Below are 17389 nucleotides of genomic sequence, written 5' to 3' on the forward strand. Positions count from 1 at the left end.
GTCCATGACCGACGTTCGGATCGCCCAGCGCGGCAAGGGTGCTCTGCGGCAGTTCAACGAGGTGGGCGCACTCTCCGCCGCCGACGTGCACGTCGCGCTGCGACTCGCGGCACTCGGCGGGGAGGACGACCCGCACGTGCATCTCGCCACCGCGCTGGCTGTGCGTGCCGTGCGATCCGGGTCGGTGTGCCTCGACCTCACGCGTTTCCGCGAGGTCACGGTCGAGGAGGACGCGGACGGTCATCCCGTCGTCGACCCCGCGAGCCTGCCGTGGCCCCGCGACGAGGACGTGCTCGCGGCGCTGCGTCGCAGCCCCCTCGTGGTCGGCGGCGAACGTGGGCCCCTGCGACCGTTGCGTCTCGTCGATACCGCGGAAGGCCCGCTGCTGTATCTCGACCGGTACTTCCGGCAGGAGCAGACGATCCGCCGGGTGCTCGCCGAACGCGCGGCGACCTTCACCGACCTCGACGAGGAGCGCATCGCGGCGACGCTCGACGAGTTGTTCCACCATCCCGACGATCCGTCCCGGCCCGCGCCGGCACCCGACCGTCAGCGTGTCGCGGCGGCGCTCGCCGCCACCCGACCGACCACGGTGATCGCGGGCGGGCCGGGCACCGGCAAGACCCACACCGTGGCGCGGATCCTCGCGCTGCTCACCCGTCTGTACGGGCACGAGCTGCGCATCGGCCTGGCCGCTCCCACCGGTAAGGCCGCCGCGCGCCTGCAGGAGTCGGTGCGTGAGCAGGAGACCGAGCTGGGTCTGCCGCCGAATCTCACCGCCATGACCGTGCACCGGATGCTCGGCTGGCAGCGCGGCCGCACCCGCTTCCGCTACCACGCGGGCAACCATCTGCCGTACGACGTGATCGTCGTCGACGAGACGTCGATGGTGTCGCTGACGATGATGTGCCGCCTGCTCGAGGCAGTGCGGCCCGACACCCGGCTCGTCCTCGTGGGCGACCCCGATCAGCTCGCCTCCGTCGACGCCGGTGCCGTGCTGGCCGATCTGGTGGGGAGCCCGGTCGGCGGCACCCTCGATCCGGTCTTCGAACGGGTCGTCGCCCGCGATCTGGCGGCCGCCGACGACCCGGCCGAGGCGGCCTTCACTCCGGCCCAACGCGCCCGGCTCGGTGGTGGTGTCGTGCGCCTGAGCCGTGGCCGCCGCTTCGGTGGCGCAATCGCGAAGCTGGCCGTTGCCGTACGCGAGGGTGAAGCCGATGAGGTACTGAAGATCCTGCGCAGCGGCGACCCGAAGGTGTCGTTCCTATCTCCCCACGACCTCGACGCCCTGCGCGACGACATCGTCCGCTCCGCCGCCGAGGTCACCAAGGCCGCCGAGACGGGGGACGTCGACACGGCGCTGAAGCGCTTCGAGGAACACCGGTTGCTGTGCGCGCACCGCGACGGCCCGGCCGGCGTGCAGTGGTGGGCGCGGCAGGCCGCCGAATGGATCGGGGAGGCCGCCGGGCAGCGCCTCGACCCCGAGAGCTGGTACCCCGGCCGGCCGCTGCTCGTCACCGCGAACGACCACGACATGCAGATCTACAACGGTGACACCGGCGTGGTGGTGCGGCGCGGCGACGAACTCGTCGCGGCGTTCGCCCGCGGCGAGACACCGTTCGAACTGCGCCCGAGTCAGCTCCCGGCGGTGAGCACCGTCTACGCGATGACGATCCACCGCAGCCAGGGCAGCCAGTACGGCACCGTCTCGGTGGTGCTGCCCGATTCCGGATCGGCGCTGCTCACCCGCGAACTGCTGTACACCGCGATCACACGTGCGCGGTCGCACGTGCGGATCATCGGGACCGAGGACGCGGTACGCGCGGGCGTGGCACGGCAGGTGCTCCGAGCGAGCGGGCTGCGACGGGAGATTCGCGTGTAGCCGGTCGTCAGCGGTCGTCGACCTCCGCGCTCGACCGGATGAGGACGAGTCCGGTTCCATCGTCGCGAGACCGTCTCCGCCGGCGAACGGGACGTGGCATGCTCGAGATGGCGCGCACGACAGACGACGAACGAGCCGAGCGATGGACTGGTTGGACGCGGACGGGTACACGATCGGGCGGCTGCTGGTCACCCGTGGACTCGCGGTGCTGTACGCCGTGGCCTTCCTCGCGGCCCTGCTGCAGTTCCGGGCGCTGATCGGCGAACGCGGCATCCTTCCCGCCCCCCGATTCCTGGCACTCACATCGTTCCGGCAGTCGCCGAGCCTGTTCCACTGGAGATACTCCGACGGTCTGTTCACCGCGGTCGCCGCGATGGGTCTCGTGTTGTCGGTGGTGACCGTGCTCGGTGTCACGGAGCAGCTGCCGCTCGTGGTCTGCATGCTCGTGTGGTTCGTGATGTGGTTGCTGTACCTGTCGATCGTCAACGTCGGGCAGGTCTGGTACTCGTTCGGCTGGGAGTCGCTGCTGCTCGAGGCCGGTGTGCTCGCGATCTTCCTGGGCAACGCCGATACCGCGCCGCCGCTGCTCGTGCTGATCCTGCTGCGCTGGTTGCTGTTCCGCCTCGAGTTCGGCGCCGGGCTGATCAAGATGCGCGGCGACCGGTGCTGGCGCGACCTGACCTGCCTGTACTACCACCACGAAACCCAGCCGATGCCCGGCCCGCTCAGCCGGTACTTCCACCTGATCCCGCGGCCGCTGCACAAGGTGGAGGTGGCGGGTAACCACTTCACGCAGCTCGTCGTGCCGTTCGGGTTGTTCCTGCCGCAGCCGGTCGCCGGGATCGCCGCACTGATCATGATCGTCACGCAGTTGTGGCTGGTGACGAGCGGCAACTTCGCGTGGCTCAACTGGATCACCATCGTCATCGCGCTCTCGGTGGTGCCCGACAGTTTCTACGGGTTGCTGATCGACTCCGACACGACCTACGGTCCGACACCGATCGCGTTCACCGTCGCCGTGGTGGCACTGACCGTGCTGGTCGCGGTGCTCAGCTACTGGCCGGTGGCGAACATGATGTCGCATCGGCAGGCGATGAACGCCTCGTTCAACAAGTGGCACTTCGTGAACACGTACGGCGCGTTCGGCACCGTCACACGCACCCGGCGGGAAGTGATCGTCGAAGGCACCACCGATGCGGTGGTGACACCGGCGACGGAGTGGCGCGAGTACGAGTTCAAGGGCAAACCGGGCGACGTGTACCGCAGGCCGCGTCAGTACGCGCCGTACCACCTGCGTCTGGACTGGTTGATGTGGTTCGCGGGGATCTCCCGCGACTACGCCGCGGGGTGGTTCCCGCGGTTCGCGGGCAAGCTGCTCGAGAACGATCCGGCCACCGTGAAACTGCTCCGGCACAACCCGTTCCCGGACGAACCGCCGCGCCTGGTGCGGGCCCGCCTGTTCCGATACCGCTTCGCGACGCACGCCGAACGGCGCGCGACGGGCCAGTGGTGGATGCGGGACGAGATCGGCGATTTCATGATGCCGATGGCGCGGGACGACCTGCCCTGATCACCCCCGAGCACCGCCGCGATCACCAGACTTCGCCGCCGGTCGCCGACACGGTGAATCCGTGGGCGTCCGTCTCGCACGTGACACCGGTCTTCTCGTCGACGGTGCACGTGAACGGATCGACCGTGAGAGTGCTGCCGTGGGGCAGCGTCTTCGGGGCACCGCCGAAATCCGTGAACGCGATGTCGCCGATGCTGACCCACTCTCCGGGGCCGTCGCCTTCGAGCATCAGGGCGTTCGCCGGCACGAGGGCGTCGGGCGCACCGCTGCCGGGGACCTGGGGTGCACTGGCCGGCATCGTGCCCTGGCAGCCCGTCAAGGGCGTGGTGTGGACGAGGATGGCACATCCGAACTGTCCGCCCGGCGACGCGAAGTAGTACACGCCCTCGCTGGTCGCGGCGTAGCCGTCGGGGTCGACCGGCTTCGGTGCGGCCGTCGTGGTCGTGGTCGTGGACGGCGCCGAGGAGGTGGCGTTGGTGCTCGCCGGCTCGGCGGGTGCTCCGGATGCGGTGGCCTCACCCTCCACGCTCCGCGAACACCCTGCCGCGACGAGTGCCGCACCCGCGACGACGACGAAGCTGACGAGGCGTGTGCGGCGACTGATCATGCGGGGCAGCATAGCGAGCGCCGAGAGCGACGCAAGTTCCGCTCCGATCGTCACTGAGCCGGTGGCTCCGATCGTCTCTGAGCAGGCGGCTCCGATCGTTTCAGAGCCGGCGCGTCACCCGCGCGGGTACGCCCGTCGCCACGACGTTCGGCGGCAGGTCGCGGGTGACCACCGCGCCGGCTCCGACGACGGTGTTCTCGCCGATCGTGACGCCCGGTCCGACGATCGCGCCACCGCCGAGCCACACGTTGTCGCCGATCGTGATCGGTTGTGCCGATTCCCACTTCGCGCGGCGGAGATCGGGCTCGAGCGGATGCGTGGGGGTGAGGAGTTGCACGTTCGGGCCGATCTGCACGTCCGAGCCGATCGTGATCGGCGCGACGTCGAGCATGATCGCGCCGAAGTTGACGAATGTCCCGTTCCCCACGGTGATCCGGTATCCGTAGTCCACCTGCAGCGGCGGCCGGATCTCCACGTCGTCACCGATCGAGTCGAACAACTCCTCGAGCAGTGCGCGACGCGCATCCGGATCCGCTGCACTCGACGCGTTGTACTTCTCGGTCAGCAGCGCTGCCCGGAGCGCGTCGGCGGCGAGTTCGGGATCGTCGGCGATGTAGAGTTCGCCGGCCAGCATCCGTTCCTTCTGCTCGCCCACCGACTGCTCGCCCACTGAGGATCCTTCCGTCGCCGGGTCAGTCGCCCACCCGCTCTCCGGTGTCGACGTGGAACAGGTGCACCGTACCTTCGCGCTTGCGCAGGTGCACGGTGTCGGCGGGGCGCGCGGGGGTACGGACCAGTGCCCGCGCGACCACCTGATTGCCGGTGCCGGGCACCCGCGTGTACAGGTACGACTCGCTGCCGAGCTCCTCGACGAGTTCGACGACGGCTTCGACGCCCTCGTCGGCGATCTCGAAGTCCTCGGGCCGGATCCCGGCGGTGACCTCATCGATGCCTGCGGAGTGCAGTCGCGCGATGCGGTCGCGTTCGACGGGGATGACGGTGCTGCCCACGACGACTCCGTCGTCGACGACCTTCGCGCGGAGCAGGTTCATCGACGGTGAGCCGATGAAACCGGCGACGAACGCGTTGGCGGGGCGGTCGTAGAGTTCGGTGGGGCTGGAGAACTGCTGCAGCACTCCGTTCTTCAGGACGGCGACGCGATCACCCATCGTCATCGCCTCGACCTGGTCGTGTGTGACGTAGACGGTGGTGGTGCCGAGACGGCGTTGCAGCGCCGCGATCTCGGTGCGGGTCTGCACGCGCAGCTTCGCATCGAGGTTCGACAACGGCTCGTCCATGCAGAACACCTGGGGCTCACGCACGATCGCGCGTCCCATCGCCACGCGCTGGCGCTGACCACCCGACAGCTTGGCCGGCTTGCGGTCGAGGAACTGGGTCAGGTCCAGGATCTTCGCTGCCTCCTCGACCTTGCGGCGGCGCTCGTCGGCGCTCACACCGCGCATCTTCAGGGCGAATCCCATGTTCTCGGCAACCGTCTTGTTCGGGTACAGCGCGTAGTTCTGGAAGACCATCGCGATGTCGCGGTCCTTCGACGGCACACCGGTCATGTCCTTGCCGCCGATGGAGATCGACCCCTCGTCGATGTCCTCGAGTCCGGCGAGCATGCGCAGCGCGGTGCTCTTGCCGGATCCGGACGGTCCGACGAGGACCACGAACTCGCCGTCCTCGATGTCGAGGTTCAGCGAATCGACCGCGAAGGTGTCGGAGTTCTCGTAGATGCACGAGGCGTTGCGGTAGGTGATGTCGGCCATGGTGGAAGTCCTTGCTGGTAAGGGGAATCGGGTCTACTTGATGGCGCCGAACGACAGGCCGCGCACGAGCTTGTTCTGGGCGAGCCAGCCCGCGAGCACGACGGGCAGCGCCGCCATCGTCGCGGCGGCGGACAACCGGGCCCAGTACAGACCTTCACCGGTGATGAAGCCGACGAGGAAGACGGGCATCGTCTGCGCCTGAACTGCGGTCAGGTTGACGGCGAAGAAGAACTCGTTCCACGAGAAGATCACGCAGATCAGGGCGGTTGCGGCGATACCGGGGGAGACGAGCGGCAGGATCAGCTCGCGCACCGCGGTCCACAGGCTCGCACCGTCCATGCTCGCCGCCTCGAGCAGCTCGCCCGGGACCTCGAGGAAGAACGACCGCATCATCCACACCGCGATGGGCAGGTTCATCGCCGTGTACAGGATGACCAGGGCCCAGATGTTGTCGAGCAGACCGAGGTTCGCGACGATCACGTACAGCGGGATGATCGCGGCGACGATCGGCAGCATCTTCGTGCTGATGAAGAAGAACAGCACGTCCTTGGTCTTCTTCACCGGACGCAGCGACAGCGCGAAGGCCGCCGGTACACCGAGCAACAGGACCAGGACCGTCGAGACGATGGTGGCGAACGCCGAGTTGAGCAAGGCCGTGCCCACTCCGGTCTCGAACACCGCCCGGAACTGGTCGAGGGTGGGGGTGAAGAAGAACTTCGGGGGGTCGGAGTAGGCGTCGGCCTCCTGCTTGAAGGCGGTGAGCACCATCCAGAAGACCGGGAAGAAGAATCCGATGGCGGCGATCCACGCGACCACACCCCAGGGATTGAACTTGCGGTTCTTGCGTTTCCGGGCCGTGCGCATGACACGGCCGGTGGGTTCCGTGGTGTCCGAAGCCTGCGGCTCCGTGGCCGTGGTGCTCATGCCGCTTCCTCCTTGCCGGTGAACGATGTGAAGATCAGGCGCAGTGCGAAGGTGGCGATGACGATCGTGCCGATGACGACCACGACACCCATTGCCGCGGCCTGGCCGATGTCGAAGCCGAGGAACGCGCGCTGGTAGATGTAGAACGGCAGGTTGGAGCTGGCCGTGCCGGGTCCGCCCTGGGTCATCATGTAGATCGCGTCGAACGTGTTCACCAAGTAGATCGCGCCGAGAACGGTGCCGAGTTCGATGAACCGGCGCAGGTGCGGCAGCGTCAGTTCGCGGAACAGTGCGAACGCTCCGGCGCCGTCGACGCGGCCGGCCTCGAGGATGTCGCGGGGCATCGACTGCAGTCCGGCGAGGATGAGCAGCATCATGAACGGCGTCCACTGCCACACCAGCGCGACCATCACGGCCGGGAGCGGGAATCGGCTGATCCAGTCCACCTCGCCCACTCCGAAGGGGGAGAGTACGAAGTTGATGATGCCGAAGACGGGATCGAACATCGACGTCTTCCAGATCAGCGCACTGGCGACCGGGGTGACGAGGAACGGCGTGATGAGCAGGGTCCGTGCGATACCGCGTCCGAGGAACGCCCGATCGAGCAGGAGCGCGAGGAGCAACCCGAGTATCACGGAGATCAGGACCGTGCCGACGATGAGGATCACCGTGTTCAGGGTGACCTGCCAGAACTGGCTGTCCTGGAAGACGTCGACGTAGTTCTGGAGCCCGACGAACCGGCGGGAACCGGGGCTGACGAGGTTCCACGACTGGGTCGAGTAGTACAGCGTGAACAGGAACGGGATCTGCGTGACCACGATCGTGAAGATCAGGGCCGGGAGCAGGGGTCCGCGGCGGCGCCATCCTTCGGCGCGGGAGATCTGTTCCTCCTTCGCTTCCCGTACGGCGCGGATTCGCTCGTCGGCGTCCGGTGCGGGACGCTGCGCTGCAGGTGCGGTCATTGGTCCTTCTCCCGGTAGGTCGCGCCGACGGCCTCGGCGTACTTCTGTGCCTGGTCGAGGGCGTCCTCGACGCTCTGCCGTCCGGCGATGGCGGCGCTGATCTGCTGGCTGACCCGGGTGCCGAGATCCTGGAACTCGGGGATGGCCACGAACTGGATGCCCGTGTACGGGACGGGGTCGACCGTGGGGTTCTGCTGGTCGGCTCCTTCGATGGATTCGAGGGTGATCGGACCGTAGGCCGCGGCGGCTTCGGCGTATTCGGGGATCTCGTAGGTCGACAGTCGGCTGCCCGGCGGCACCCGCTCCCAGCCGAGTTGCTCGCCGACGGTGCGCAGGTACTGCTGGTCGGTCATCCACGAGATGAACTTCCACGCGTCCTCGGTGTGCTCGCTGCTCGCGGGGATACCGAGCGACCACGTGTAGAGCCAGCCCGAGGGATCCTTCTCCTGGACGGGCGCGGCCGCGTAGCCGATCTTGCCGACGACGTTGCTCGACGCGGGATCCTCGAGAGTCGAGACGGCCGAGGTGGAGTCGTACCACATGGCGACCCGACCCTGCGCGAGTTGCGTTGCGCACTCGCTGAATCCGCTCGTCGCGGCACCGGGCTGACCGTACTCGCGGACGAGGTCGACGTAGAACTGCACCGCTTCGCGTACCTCGGGGCTGTTCAGCTGCGCATTCCAGTTCTCGTCGAACCACCGTCCGCCGAAGGTGTTGATGACGGTGTCGAGCGGTGCGAGCAGCTCACCCCAGCCGGGCTTGCCGCGCAGGCAGATGCCGTTGATGTCGGGGCCGTCGAGTTGCGCTGCGGCCTCGGCGACCTCGGTCCAGGTCGGTGGATCGGACAGTGTGATGCCGGCCTGCTCGAACAGGTCCTTGCGGTACATCAGGAACGACGATTCGCCGTAGAAGGGCACCGAGTACAGGTCGCCCTCGTACGAGAGTGCGTCGCGCAGCGAGGGAATGATGTCGTCGGCGTCGTAGCCGTCGGTCTGCTCGATGTACGGCGACAGGTTCGTGAGCCAGCCGTACTCCGCCCACTGGGGCGTCTCGTAGTTGCTGATCATCACGACGTCGAACTCGCCGCCGCCCATCGCTGTGGATGCGGTGATCTTGGCGCGGGCCTGGTTCTCGGAGAGCGTGACGAACTTCAGGTCGATCTCCGGGTTCTCGGCCTCGAACTGCGACGCGAGTTGCTGTGCGTCCTGCATCTGGGAGTTCGACACCATCGCGATGGTGACGGTGCGGCCGGACGTACCGATCGATCCTGCACCGGCACAACCGGTCAGTGCGACGCTCAGGGCCACGGCTCCTGCCGCGGCCGTGCGGATGGATCTTCTTGCTGTAGGCACGATGGTCTACCTCATTTCGGTGGTGCCTCGTCCTTCGGGGTGCCGTTCTCGAGGGCGTGGTCGGGATGGTCGAGCAGGTACTGGGCGCACGCGATGTCGCAGACGAGCATGTTCGCGAGACCGCCTCGGAGAGCACCGAGTACAGCGCGGTGCTTGGACTGTCCGCCGGTGACGAGAATGGTGGCGGGGCAGTCGCGGACGTCGTCGAGGGGGACCGACATGGTGCGGGTCTCGAGTTCGCCGTGCACGGCGGTGCCGTCGGCGCGGAAGAACCGGCCGCCGATCTCGCCGACCGCACCGAGGCCGTCGAGTTCGTGGAGCATCGCGGTGTCGAGGAAACTACCCTCGAACAGAGTGGTCGAGGTCGACACCGCGCCCACACCGAAGATCATCACCTCGGCGCGGCGTCCGACCTCGAGTGTGCGGGAGATCAGTGAGTCGGTGCGCATCGACGCGACCGTGGACGGATCGGCGTACAGCGGTGTGGGAAGCCGGAGCGGTTGTGCCCGAAGTTGTTCGGCGCAGCGGCCGAGGACGAACTCGGTGCCGGTCTGGTAGGCGCTCGTGGAGATGGATCCGTCGAGCTGGACGATCGTCGCGCAACTGGCGACACCGGACGGGAGGGCCTGCGCCACGGCGACCGTTTCCGGACCCCACGTGAATCCGAGGGTGTCGGAGGGGCGGAGGCGGCGGGTGAGCAGGCCGGCGGCGGCGCGTCCGAGGGCAGCGAAGCTCGCGGAGTCCTCGATCGGGCCGGCGTCGTCGACGCGGCGCCCGACCACGACGGCCTCGACGAGTCCGTAGCGCTCCTCGAGTGCCCGTTCGGTCTCGGCGTGCAGGTCGTCGCGCCAGGTGGGTGGCACGGTGACCTCGATGCGCACCAGACCCTGGGCGCGAGCGCGCGCGACGAGCCTGCCGGCGGTGGGGCGGGAGACGCCGAGGCGTTGCGCCACCTCCGCCTGCGTGAGGCCGTCGAGGTAGTAGAGCGTCGCGGCCCGCACGGCGAGACGGAGATCCTCGGTGGATACCGGGCTCTCCGTGTCCGGGATGTTGGCGGGGCCGGGGGCGGTCACGAGCTCTCCTTGGTGCGAGCAGTCTTCGTCGCGCTCCGTGAGCATCTGCTCAGGGGTGCGTGCATCTGCTCAGTACGTTAGCATCGGAGTGTGACCCACACAACAGTTCGCCCGACGCTCCCGGACACGATGCGTGCTGCCGTGCTTCTCGAACCGGGCCGCATCGAGATGCAGGAACGGCCTCTACCTGTACCGGAGCCCGGCGACGTCCTCGTCCGGGTGACCACCGTGGGGGTGTGCGGCTCGGACGCGCACTACTACCGCGAAGGGCGGATCGGCGAGTTCGTCGTGACCGATCCGATCGTGCTCGGCCACGAGGCGTCCGGGGTCGTGGTCGCGGTCGGGGACGGTGTTCCGCAGAGCCGGATCGGCGAGCGGGTCTCGATCGAACCGCAACGTCCCGACCCACTCACCGAGGAGACGCGCCGCGGCGACTACAACCTGTGCCCGCACATGCGCTTCTACGCCACGCCGCCCGTCGACGGCGCGCTGTGCGAGTACGTCACCATCGGGGCGGCCTTCGCCCATCCCGTTCCGGACACCGTGTCCGACGACGCCGCCGCGCTGTGCGAGCCGCTGTCGGTCGGCATCGCGGCTGTCCGCAAGGCCCGCGTCACTGCCGGCTCCCGTGTCCTCGTCACCGGCGCCGGGCCCGTCGGCATCGTCGTCACCCAGGTCGCGCGCGCCTTCGGTGCGGTCGAGGTCGTCGTCACCGACCTCGACGAACGACGACGCGAGACCGCACTGTCGTTCGGGGCGAGCGCTGCGCTCGATCCCCGCCTCGACGATCCGTCGGCCCTGCGCGTGGACGCCTACATCGACGCGTCCGGTGCCCCCGCCGCCGTCGACTCGGGTATCCGCGCGGTCCGTCCCGGCGGCACCGTCGTCCTCGTCGGATCCGGCGCGGAGACGATGACCCTGCCGGTGCAGCTCGTCCAGAACCGCGAACTGATCCTGACCGGTGTGTTCCGCTACGCGAACACGTGGCCGACCGCGCTCGCACTCGTCGAGGCGGGCCGGGTCGATCTCGACTCGATGGTCACCGCCCGGTTCCCCCTCGACAAGACCGCCGACGCGCTCGAATCCGACCGGACACCCGGAAACATCAAGGCCGTCGTGGACGTGACCGATCCGGCGGGAAAGGACTGAAGATCCATGCAGGTGAACGAGCAGACCCTGCCCGAGCTGGGCGTGCCCGTCCCGAGCTACCGGCGCGACGACGTCTCCGTCGGCATCGTGCACTTCGGTGTGGGCGGATTCCACCGCGCGCACCAGGCGATGTACGTCGACCGGCTCCTCGAACAGGGGAAGGCGAAGGAATGGGGTATCTGCGGTGTCGGGGTGCTCCCCGGTGATCGCCGTATGCAGGAGGCGCTCGCCGCGCAGGACCACCTGTACACACTGGTGCTCACCCACCCCGACGGCACGTGGGAGCCGCGGGTGATCGGCTCCATCGTCGACTACCGTTACGCCCCCGACGATCCCGAGGCGGTCATCGAGCTCCTCGCGGCCCCGACCACCCGGATCATCTCGCTGACCGTCACCGAGGGCGGTTACAACATCCGTCACGACACCGGCGAGTTCGACGTCGACGATCCGGCCGTGCAACACGATCTGCGGTCCGGCGAACCCCCGGCCACCGTATTCGGTCTCGTCACCGAGGCTCTCGCCCGGCGACGGGAGCGGGGACTGCGCGCTCCGACGGTGATGTCGTGCGACAACATCGAGGGCAACGGAAGTGTCGCGCGCCGCGTCTTCACCGAATACGCGCGCCTCCTGAATCCGGATCTCGCGGAATGGATCACCGAGCACGTCCGTTTCCCCAACTCGATGGTCGACCGGATCACCCCGGTGACCACCGACGAGGTGGTCTCGGCGCTGTCCGAACGCTTCGGCGTGCAGGACCGCTGGCCGGTCGCCGCCGAGCCCTTCACCTCGTGGGTCCTCGAGGAGGCCTTCGCCGACGGGCGACCGCCCTTCGAGGATGCGGGAGTGCAGATCGTCGAGGACGTCGCTCCCTACGAGCTGATGAAGTTGCGCCTGCTCAACGCCGGTCACCAGGGGCTCTGCTATTTCGCGTATCTCATGGGCTACCGGCTCGTCCACGAGGCCGCGCAGGATCCGCTCCTCGCCGGATTCGTCCGTGCGTACATGGACACCGAAGCGACACCTACCCTGAAACCGGTGCCGGGCATCGATCTCGACGAGTACAAGACCACCCTCATCGAGAGGTTCGCGAACCCCGAGATCCGGGACACGATCGCCCGCTTGTGCGCCGAGTCGTCCGATCGCATCCCGAAGTGGCTGGTGCCGGTGATTCGGGAGAACCTGGCCACCGGTGGTCACGTGCAGTCGTCCGCGGCGATCGTCGCCTCGTGGGCGCGCTACGCCGAAGGCGTCGACGAACAGGGGCAACCGATCGAGGTGGTCGACCGGCTCGCCGACACGCTCGTCCCGATCGCGCGACGACAACTCACGCATCCCACCGCTTTCATCGAGAACACCGAGGTCTTCGGCGATCTCGCGCAGAACCACCGCTTCGTCGACGCCTACACCTGGGCGCTCAACGCCCTGCACAACGACGGCGCCCGCGCCACGCTGAAGGAACTTCCGGGAGAGCCGGAATGAACGGCCACGCCCTCGTCGTCGGAGAAGCCCTCGTCGACATCGTCCACCGCGGCGGTGCCGAACCCGTCGAGCATGTGGGCGGGAGCCCGCTCAACGTCGCGCTCGGTCTGGGGCGGCTCGACCGGCCCGTGCAGTTCACGACCCGCGTCGGCACCGACGCCCGCGGACGGCGGATCGTCGACCATCTCGCAGCCTCCGGTGTGTCGTTGACACCGGGCAGCGCGGCAGCCGAGCGCACGGCGACCGCACACGCGGAGATCGACGAGAAGGGCTCCGCGAAGTACGAATTCGACATCGTCTGGGATCCGGTCGAGCCGCCACCGTCGGTGGACGCCGTGCTCGTGCACACCGGGTCCATCGCGACGGTGCTCGAACCCGGGTGCGATCTCGTCGCCGAACTGGTTGCGCAGCAGTCGGGAACGTCCACGGTGAGCTTCGACCCGAACGTCCGCCCGGCACTGCTCGACGACCCGGCGCGCGGACGGGAACGGATCGAACGCCTCGTCTCGCTCGCCGATGTGGTCAAGGCCAGCGACGAGGACCTGACGTGGTTCGCGCCCGACCGCGACCCGCTCGACACCGCACGGGACTGGCTCTCGCGAGGGCCGGCGATCGTCGCGGTGACCCGCGGAGAACGCGGTGCGGTGGCGCTGTGTGCGGCCGGAACCGTCGAGGTGCCCGCCGTGCGGGTCGAGGTTGTCGACACGGTCGGCGCCGGCGACGCCTTCACCACCGGTCTGCTCGACGGATTGTGGACCTGCGGACTCCTCGGTGCCGACCATCGGGAACGGCTGCGCGGCATCGGGATCGACGACCTGCGCGACGTACTCGACACCGCCGCGTGGACGTCCGGTCTGACCGTCGCGCGCGCCGGCGCCGACCTGCCCACGCTGGCCGACCGCACCGCGGCCCGGGAGGCGGGACGATGACGCTCGTCGCCGGGATCGATTCGTCCACCCAGTCGTGCAAGGTCGTCGTGTGCGACGCCGACACCGGAGCCGTCGTGCGCGAAGGTCGCGCTCCGCATCCACCCGGCACCGCGGTGGACCCGCTGGAGTGGCGCGCCGCCTTCGATCGGGCGTGTTCCGAAGCGGGCGGGCTCGACGACGTCGCGGCGATCTCGGTGGGAGCGCAGCAGCACGGCATGGTGTGCCTCGACGATCGCGGCGACGTGGTCCGTGACGCGCTGCTGTGGAACGACACGAGATCCGCCGCGGCAGCAGCCGATCTCGTCGACGAGGCCGGTGGCTCGGCCGCATGGGCCGAGGCCGCGGGGGTGGTCCCGCTCGCCGCGATCACCGTCGCGAAGGCCCGCTGGCTCGCCGACCACGAACCCGGCAACGCCGACCGCACCGCGGCGCTGTGCCTGCCGCACGACTGGCTGACGTGGACGATGCGCACCGACCGCGACCTCGACCGGCTCGCCACCGATCGCAGCGACGCGAGCGGCACCGGCTACTTCGACGCATCCACGGACACCTACCGCCGGGATCTGCTCGAACTGGCCCTGCGCCGGCCGAGCCCGATCCTTCCGCGGGTCGCCGGGCCGGCCGAGAGCGTCGGTGAGACGGTCGCCGGTGCCCTGCTCGGTCCGGGGGCCGGCGACAATGCGGCGAGCGCGCTGGCCCTCGACGTCCGCGAAGGCGATGTGGTCGTCTCGATCGGCACGTCGGGCGTGGTGTGCGCGGTGTCCACGACACCGGCCCGCGATGCGGACGGTTACGTCGCGGGATTCGCCGACGCGACCGGCCGGCATCTGCCACTGGTGTGCACGCTCAACGGGGCCCGGGTACTGGACGCCACCGCGACGATGCTCGGCGTCGACCACACCGAGCTCACGCGGCTCGCACTCTCGGCGCCGGCCGGCAGCGACGGACTCGTGCTGGTCCCGTATCTGGAAGGGGAACGTACCCCGAACCGTCCCGGCGCGACCGGCGCACTGCACGGGCTGCGGCTCGGAACGGCGACTCCCGCGCATCTCGCCCGCGCGGCGTTCGAGGGCCTGCTGTGTTCGCTGGCCGACGGCATCGACCACATCCGGGCGCAGGGCACCGAGGTCCGGCGGGTGCTGCTCGTCGGCGGTGGGGCGCGCTCGCAGGCGGTGTGCGAGCTGGCGCCGGCGGTGCTGGGCATGCCTGTCGACGTTCCCGAACCGGGGGAGTACGTGGCGCGCGGCGCCGCCAGACAGGCCGCGTGGGTGCTGCGCGGAGACGACGAACCCCCATCGTGGGAATCCGGCGCGACACGCCACTACGAGGCCGACCCGACACCGCACGTGCGGGAGCGCTACGCGGAGGTGCGGGACCTGACGGACGGTTCGGACATTGCCCGGGAGTCACCCTCGGTGGGGTGAGAACACCCGTTCGGCACGGGGGTCACACGATCGGCTCGGCGAGCAGGTCGAGGAAGAGTCTCGCGGCCCTGTTGTGGGACGCGGTGGCGCGTCCGACGAGTGCGAGGGTGCGGCAACGGTTTCCGGTGTTCATGCGAATCCGTCGAAGCCCGCTGCGCTGCGCGATCGGTTCGGGCACGACCGCCACGCCGAGGCCGTAGCGGACCAGTTCGAGGAGACGGTCCATGTCGCCGACCCGGAACGTGATGTGTCGTCGCACTCCCGCGGCCGCGAACAGCGACTCGATCGTGGTCTGCAGACCGGTGCCCGCCTGGAAGTCGACGAACGAACAGGACTGCAGGGCGTGTATGTCGATTTCCGTTACAGCTGCGAGCGGATGATCCGGAGCCGCGACGACGGTCAGTTCCTCACGGTAGGTCCGGAGCGCAGTCAGCCCCGACGGGAGCGGGCGTGCATCGAGCGCGACGAACGCCAGGTCCAGCTCCGCTGTGGTCACGGCATCGAAGAGTTCGTCCGTGGTCGCTTCCCTCAGCGTCACTCCGATTCCCGGAAACCTGCCGTGCAGGCGAGCCAGCAGTGCGGGGAGGTCCACCACGGTGAACGTCTGCACCGTCCCCAGCGTCAATGTGCCCAGTTCTCCGGTCCGCAACCGTCCGACAGCGGCCACCGCATCCTGCGCCTCCCCGAGCATTCTCTGCGCATAGGGATAGAGCACCTTGCCGGCATCGGTCGGGACCACCGAGCGGGTCGTGCGTTCGAACAGCGGTGTTCCCAGCTCGTTCTCCAACGCGCGGACGGAGGCGCTGAGGGCCGATTGGGACAGGTGCACGGATTCGGCGGCACGGGTGAAGTGGCCGTGCTCGACGACCGCCAGGAAATGGCGGAGCTGACGAAATTCCATTGATCGATTCTACTTCTGGATCCGATTGATTTATCCCGTTGGACAGATCAATGGGTGGCATTCGAGGATCGGATTCATGTCACGTACCGATACCTCGACGCCTCGCATGGATCGCCGACTCGTCGCGGTGATGGCCCTTGCATCGGGATTGGTGGTGGCCAACAGCTATTACGCGCAGCCGCTGGTCGGCGCCATCGCCGACACCTTCGACGCCTCCACTGCCGAGGTCGGGCTCGTGGTCACGGCCGGACAGATCGGGTACGCGCTGGGCCTGGCGTTCCTCGTTCCTGTCGGGGACATGGTCGAACGACGGACACTTCTGCGCTGGATGCTCTTCGCCACCGCTGCCGGCCTGCTGATCATGGCATGGTCACCGGACTGGCGGATTCTGGCGGCGTGTGCCGTCCTGGTCGGTACGGGATCGGTCGTGGGCCAGGTGCTGGTGCCTTTCGCGGCGAGTCTCGCCCGCGACGACGAACGTGGACGTGTCATCGGCAACGTGATGACCGGTCTGTTGCTGGGCATCCTGCTGTCCCGCGTAGTGGCAGGACTGATTGCCGAGGTGGCAGGCTGGCGAGCGGTATTCGTATGCGCAGCGGCGCTGATGCTGCTCACTGTGCTGTTGATCCGCACCCTGCCGGAGTCGGTCCCCACCACCGATGCCGGGTACCGTGCGGTGCTGGCCTCGGTGATCCGATTGGTGTCCGCCGAAGCCGTTCTGCGGCAACGAATTGCGTACGGTGCACTGACGTACGCGTCGTTCGGGGTGTTCTGGACGAGTGTGGGATTCCTCCTCGCCGGACCGGGATACGGATGGTCCGATGCGCGCATCGGGATGTTCACCCTCTACGGGGTCGCGGGTGCGTTGGCCGCCCGTGTGGCGGGTGCTCTCGCCGACCGGGGATATGCGCGTCGTCAGACCGGCTTCTTCGTCGCCGTCACCGCGGTGAGTTTCCTCCTGCTCGCCGTCGGGGAGCGTCACGTCGTCGCTCTGGCGATCGGGGTCGCGCTGCTGGATCTGGGGATACAGGGAACACACATCAGCAACCAGAGCCTGATCTACCCGCTTCGGTCCGATGCGCGGAGCCGGCTCAACACCGCCTATATGACCTGCTACTTCCTCGCAGGATCGCTCGGAAGTGTGCTGTCCACCCTCGTGTACTTCGGTGGAGGGTGGAAGGCGGTGTGCGTGCTGGGCGCAGTCTTCCCCGCATGCGGGGTGTGCCTCTGGATTCGGGAGATGCGGGGTGTGAGGCGCGCGCGGGAGTGCCTTCGCGTCGAGCGATGTGGGAACGCCTGACGCGGTAGCGGTCCCCCGGTATTCCGGGTTCGCGGCCGACGGGTCTAGGGTTCGGCGATGTGAGT

The 17389-nt window shown here is 68.5% G+C and carries 15 protein-coding genes; 7 read left to right on the plus strand and 8 right to left on the minus strand.

The genetic code is table 11. The annotated features are described in order from the left end of the window. The first annotated feature begins 4 nt into the window (after positions 1-4). A complete protein-coding gene (gene recD / locus LPH33_RS06380; RefSeq protein WP_229567477.1) occupies positions 5-1882 on the plus strand; it encodes an exodeoxyribonuclease V subunit alpha in 1878 nt (625 codons plus the stop codon). Between the two features lie 142 nt (positions 1883-2024). After that, entirely contained in the window at positions 2025-3452 is a 1428-nt protein-coding gene (locus LPH33_RS06385; RefSeq protein ID WP_229567479.1) for a lipase maturation factor family protein, read from the plus strand. 22 nt (positions 3453-3474) lie between these two features. Here LPH33_RS06385 and LPH33_RS06390 read toward each other — a convergent pair whose 3' ends face one another. The 7 genes from LPH33_RS06390 to LPH33_RS06420 all read right to left on the minus strand — a co-directional run bounded on the left by LPH33_RS06390 (position 3475) and on the right by LPH33_RS06420 (position 10187). After that, positions 3475-4059 (minus strand): hypothetical protein, encoded by a 585-nt coding sequence (locus LPH33_RS06390; RefSeq protein ID WP_229567480.1) that lies wholly within the window; start codon positions 4057-4059, stop codon positions 3475-3477. Positions 4060-4159: 100 nt separating this feature from the next. Continuing rightward, positions 4160-4714 (minus strand): sugar O-acetyltransferase, encoded by a 555-nt coding sequence (locus LPH33_RS06395; RefSeq protein WP_016693897.1) that lies wholly within the window; start codon positions 4712-4714, stop codon positions 4160-4162. 37 nt (positions 4715-4751) lie between these two features. Continuing rightward, entirely contained in the window at positions 4752-5831 is a 1080-nt protein-coding gene (locus LPH33_RS06400) for an ABC transporter ATP-binding protein (protein ID WP_229567482.1), read from the minus strand. 33 nt (positions 5832-5864) lie between these two features. After that, positions 5865-6755, minus strand: coding sequence for a carbohydrate ABC transporter permease (locus tag LPH33_RS06405; protein ID WP_145692714.1), 891 nt, complete (start codon positions 6753-6755; stop codon positions 5865-5867). Then, positions 6752-7717 (minus strand): carbohydrate ABC transporter permease, encoded by a 966-nt coding sequence (locus LPH33_RS06410; protein ID WP_145692713.1) that lies wholly within the window; start codon positions 7715-7717, stop codon positions 6752-6754. The genes LPH33_RS06405 and LPH33_RS06410 overlap by 4 nt, the downstream gene beginning before the upstream one ends. Then, complete coding sequence (locus tag LPH33_RS06415) at positions 7714-9024, minus strand: ABC transporter substrate-binding protein (RefSeq protein WP_186455247.1); 1311 nt, start codon at positions 9022-9024, stop codon at positions 7714-7716. Before LPH33_RS06415 ends, LPH33_RS06410 begins: the two co-directional genes overlap by 4 nt. Positions 9025-9080: 56 nt before the next feature. Continuing rightward, positions 9081-10187 (minus strand): sugar-binding domain-containing protein, encoded by a 1107-nt coding sequence (locus LPH33_RS06420; protein ID WP_016693892.1) that lies wholly within the window; start codon positions 10185-10187, stop codon positions 9081-9083. 84 nt (positions 10188-10271) lie between these two features. On the opposite strand from LPH33_RS06420, the gene LPH33_RS06425 reads away from it, so the two are divergent. Genes LPH33_RS06425 through LPH33_RS06440 form a run of 4 tightly spaced genes read left to right on the plus strand, consistent with a single transcriptional unit; the run spans position 10272 to position 15123 of the window. Continuing rightward, positions 10272-11291 (plus strand): NAD(P)-dependent alcohol dehydrogenase, encoded by a 1020-nt coding sequence (locus tag LPH33_RS06425; RefSeq protein ID WP_016693891.1) that lies wholly within the window; start codon positions 10272-10274, stop codon positions 11289-11291. 6 nt (positions 11292-11297) lie between these two features. Beyond that, entirely contained in the window at positions 11298-12770 is a 1473-nt protein-coding gene (locus LPH33_RS06430; RefSeq protein WP_229567483.1) for a mannitol dehydrogenase family protein, read from the plus strand. Continuing rightward, positions 12767-13699 (plus strand): carbohydrate kinase family protein, encoded by a 933-nt coding sequence (locus tag LPH33_RS06435; RefSeq protein ID WP_229567485.1) that lies wholly within the window; start codon positions 12767-12769, stop codon positions 13697-13699. The genes LPH33_RS06430 and LPH33_RS06435 overlap by 4 nt, the downstream gene beginning before the upstream one ends. Continuing rightward, positions 13696-15123, plus strand: a complete 1428-nt coding sequence (locus tag LPH33_RS06440; RefSeq protein ID WP_229567486.1) for a xylulokinase — start codon at positions 13696-13698, stop codon at positions 15121-15123. The genes LPH33_RS06435 and LPH33_RS06440 overlap by 4 nt, the downstream gene beginning before the upstream one ends. A 22-nt stretch (positions 15124-15145) precedes the next feature. On the opposite strand, the gene LPH33_RS06445 is transcribed toward LPH33_RS06440, so the two are convergent. After that, complete coding sequence (locus LPH33_RS06445; protein WP_145692708.1) at positions 15146-16024, minus strand: LysR family transcriptional regulator; 879 nt, start codon at positions 16022-16024, stop codon at positions 15146-15148. 76 nt (positions 16025-16100) lie between these two features. Here LPH33_RS06445 and LPH33_RS06450 point away from each other — a divergent pair, with 76 nt between their 5' ends. Beyond that, positions 16101-17324, plus strand: a complete 1224-nt coding sequence (locus tag LPH33_RS06450; protein ID WP_229567488.1) for an MFS transporter — start codon at positions 16101-16103, stop codon at positions 17322-17324. The last annotated feature ends 65 nt before the right edge of the window (positions 17325-17389 follow it).

Source organism: Rhodococcus sp. RDE2 (assembly GCF_020885655.1).
In the GTDB taxonomy this organism is placed as follows: Bacteria; Actinomycetota; Actinomycetes; order Mycobacteriales; family Mycobacteriaceae; genus Rhodococcus; species Rhodococcus pyridinivorans.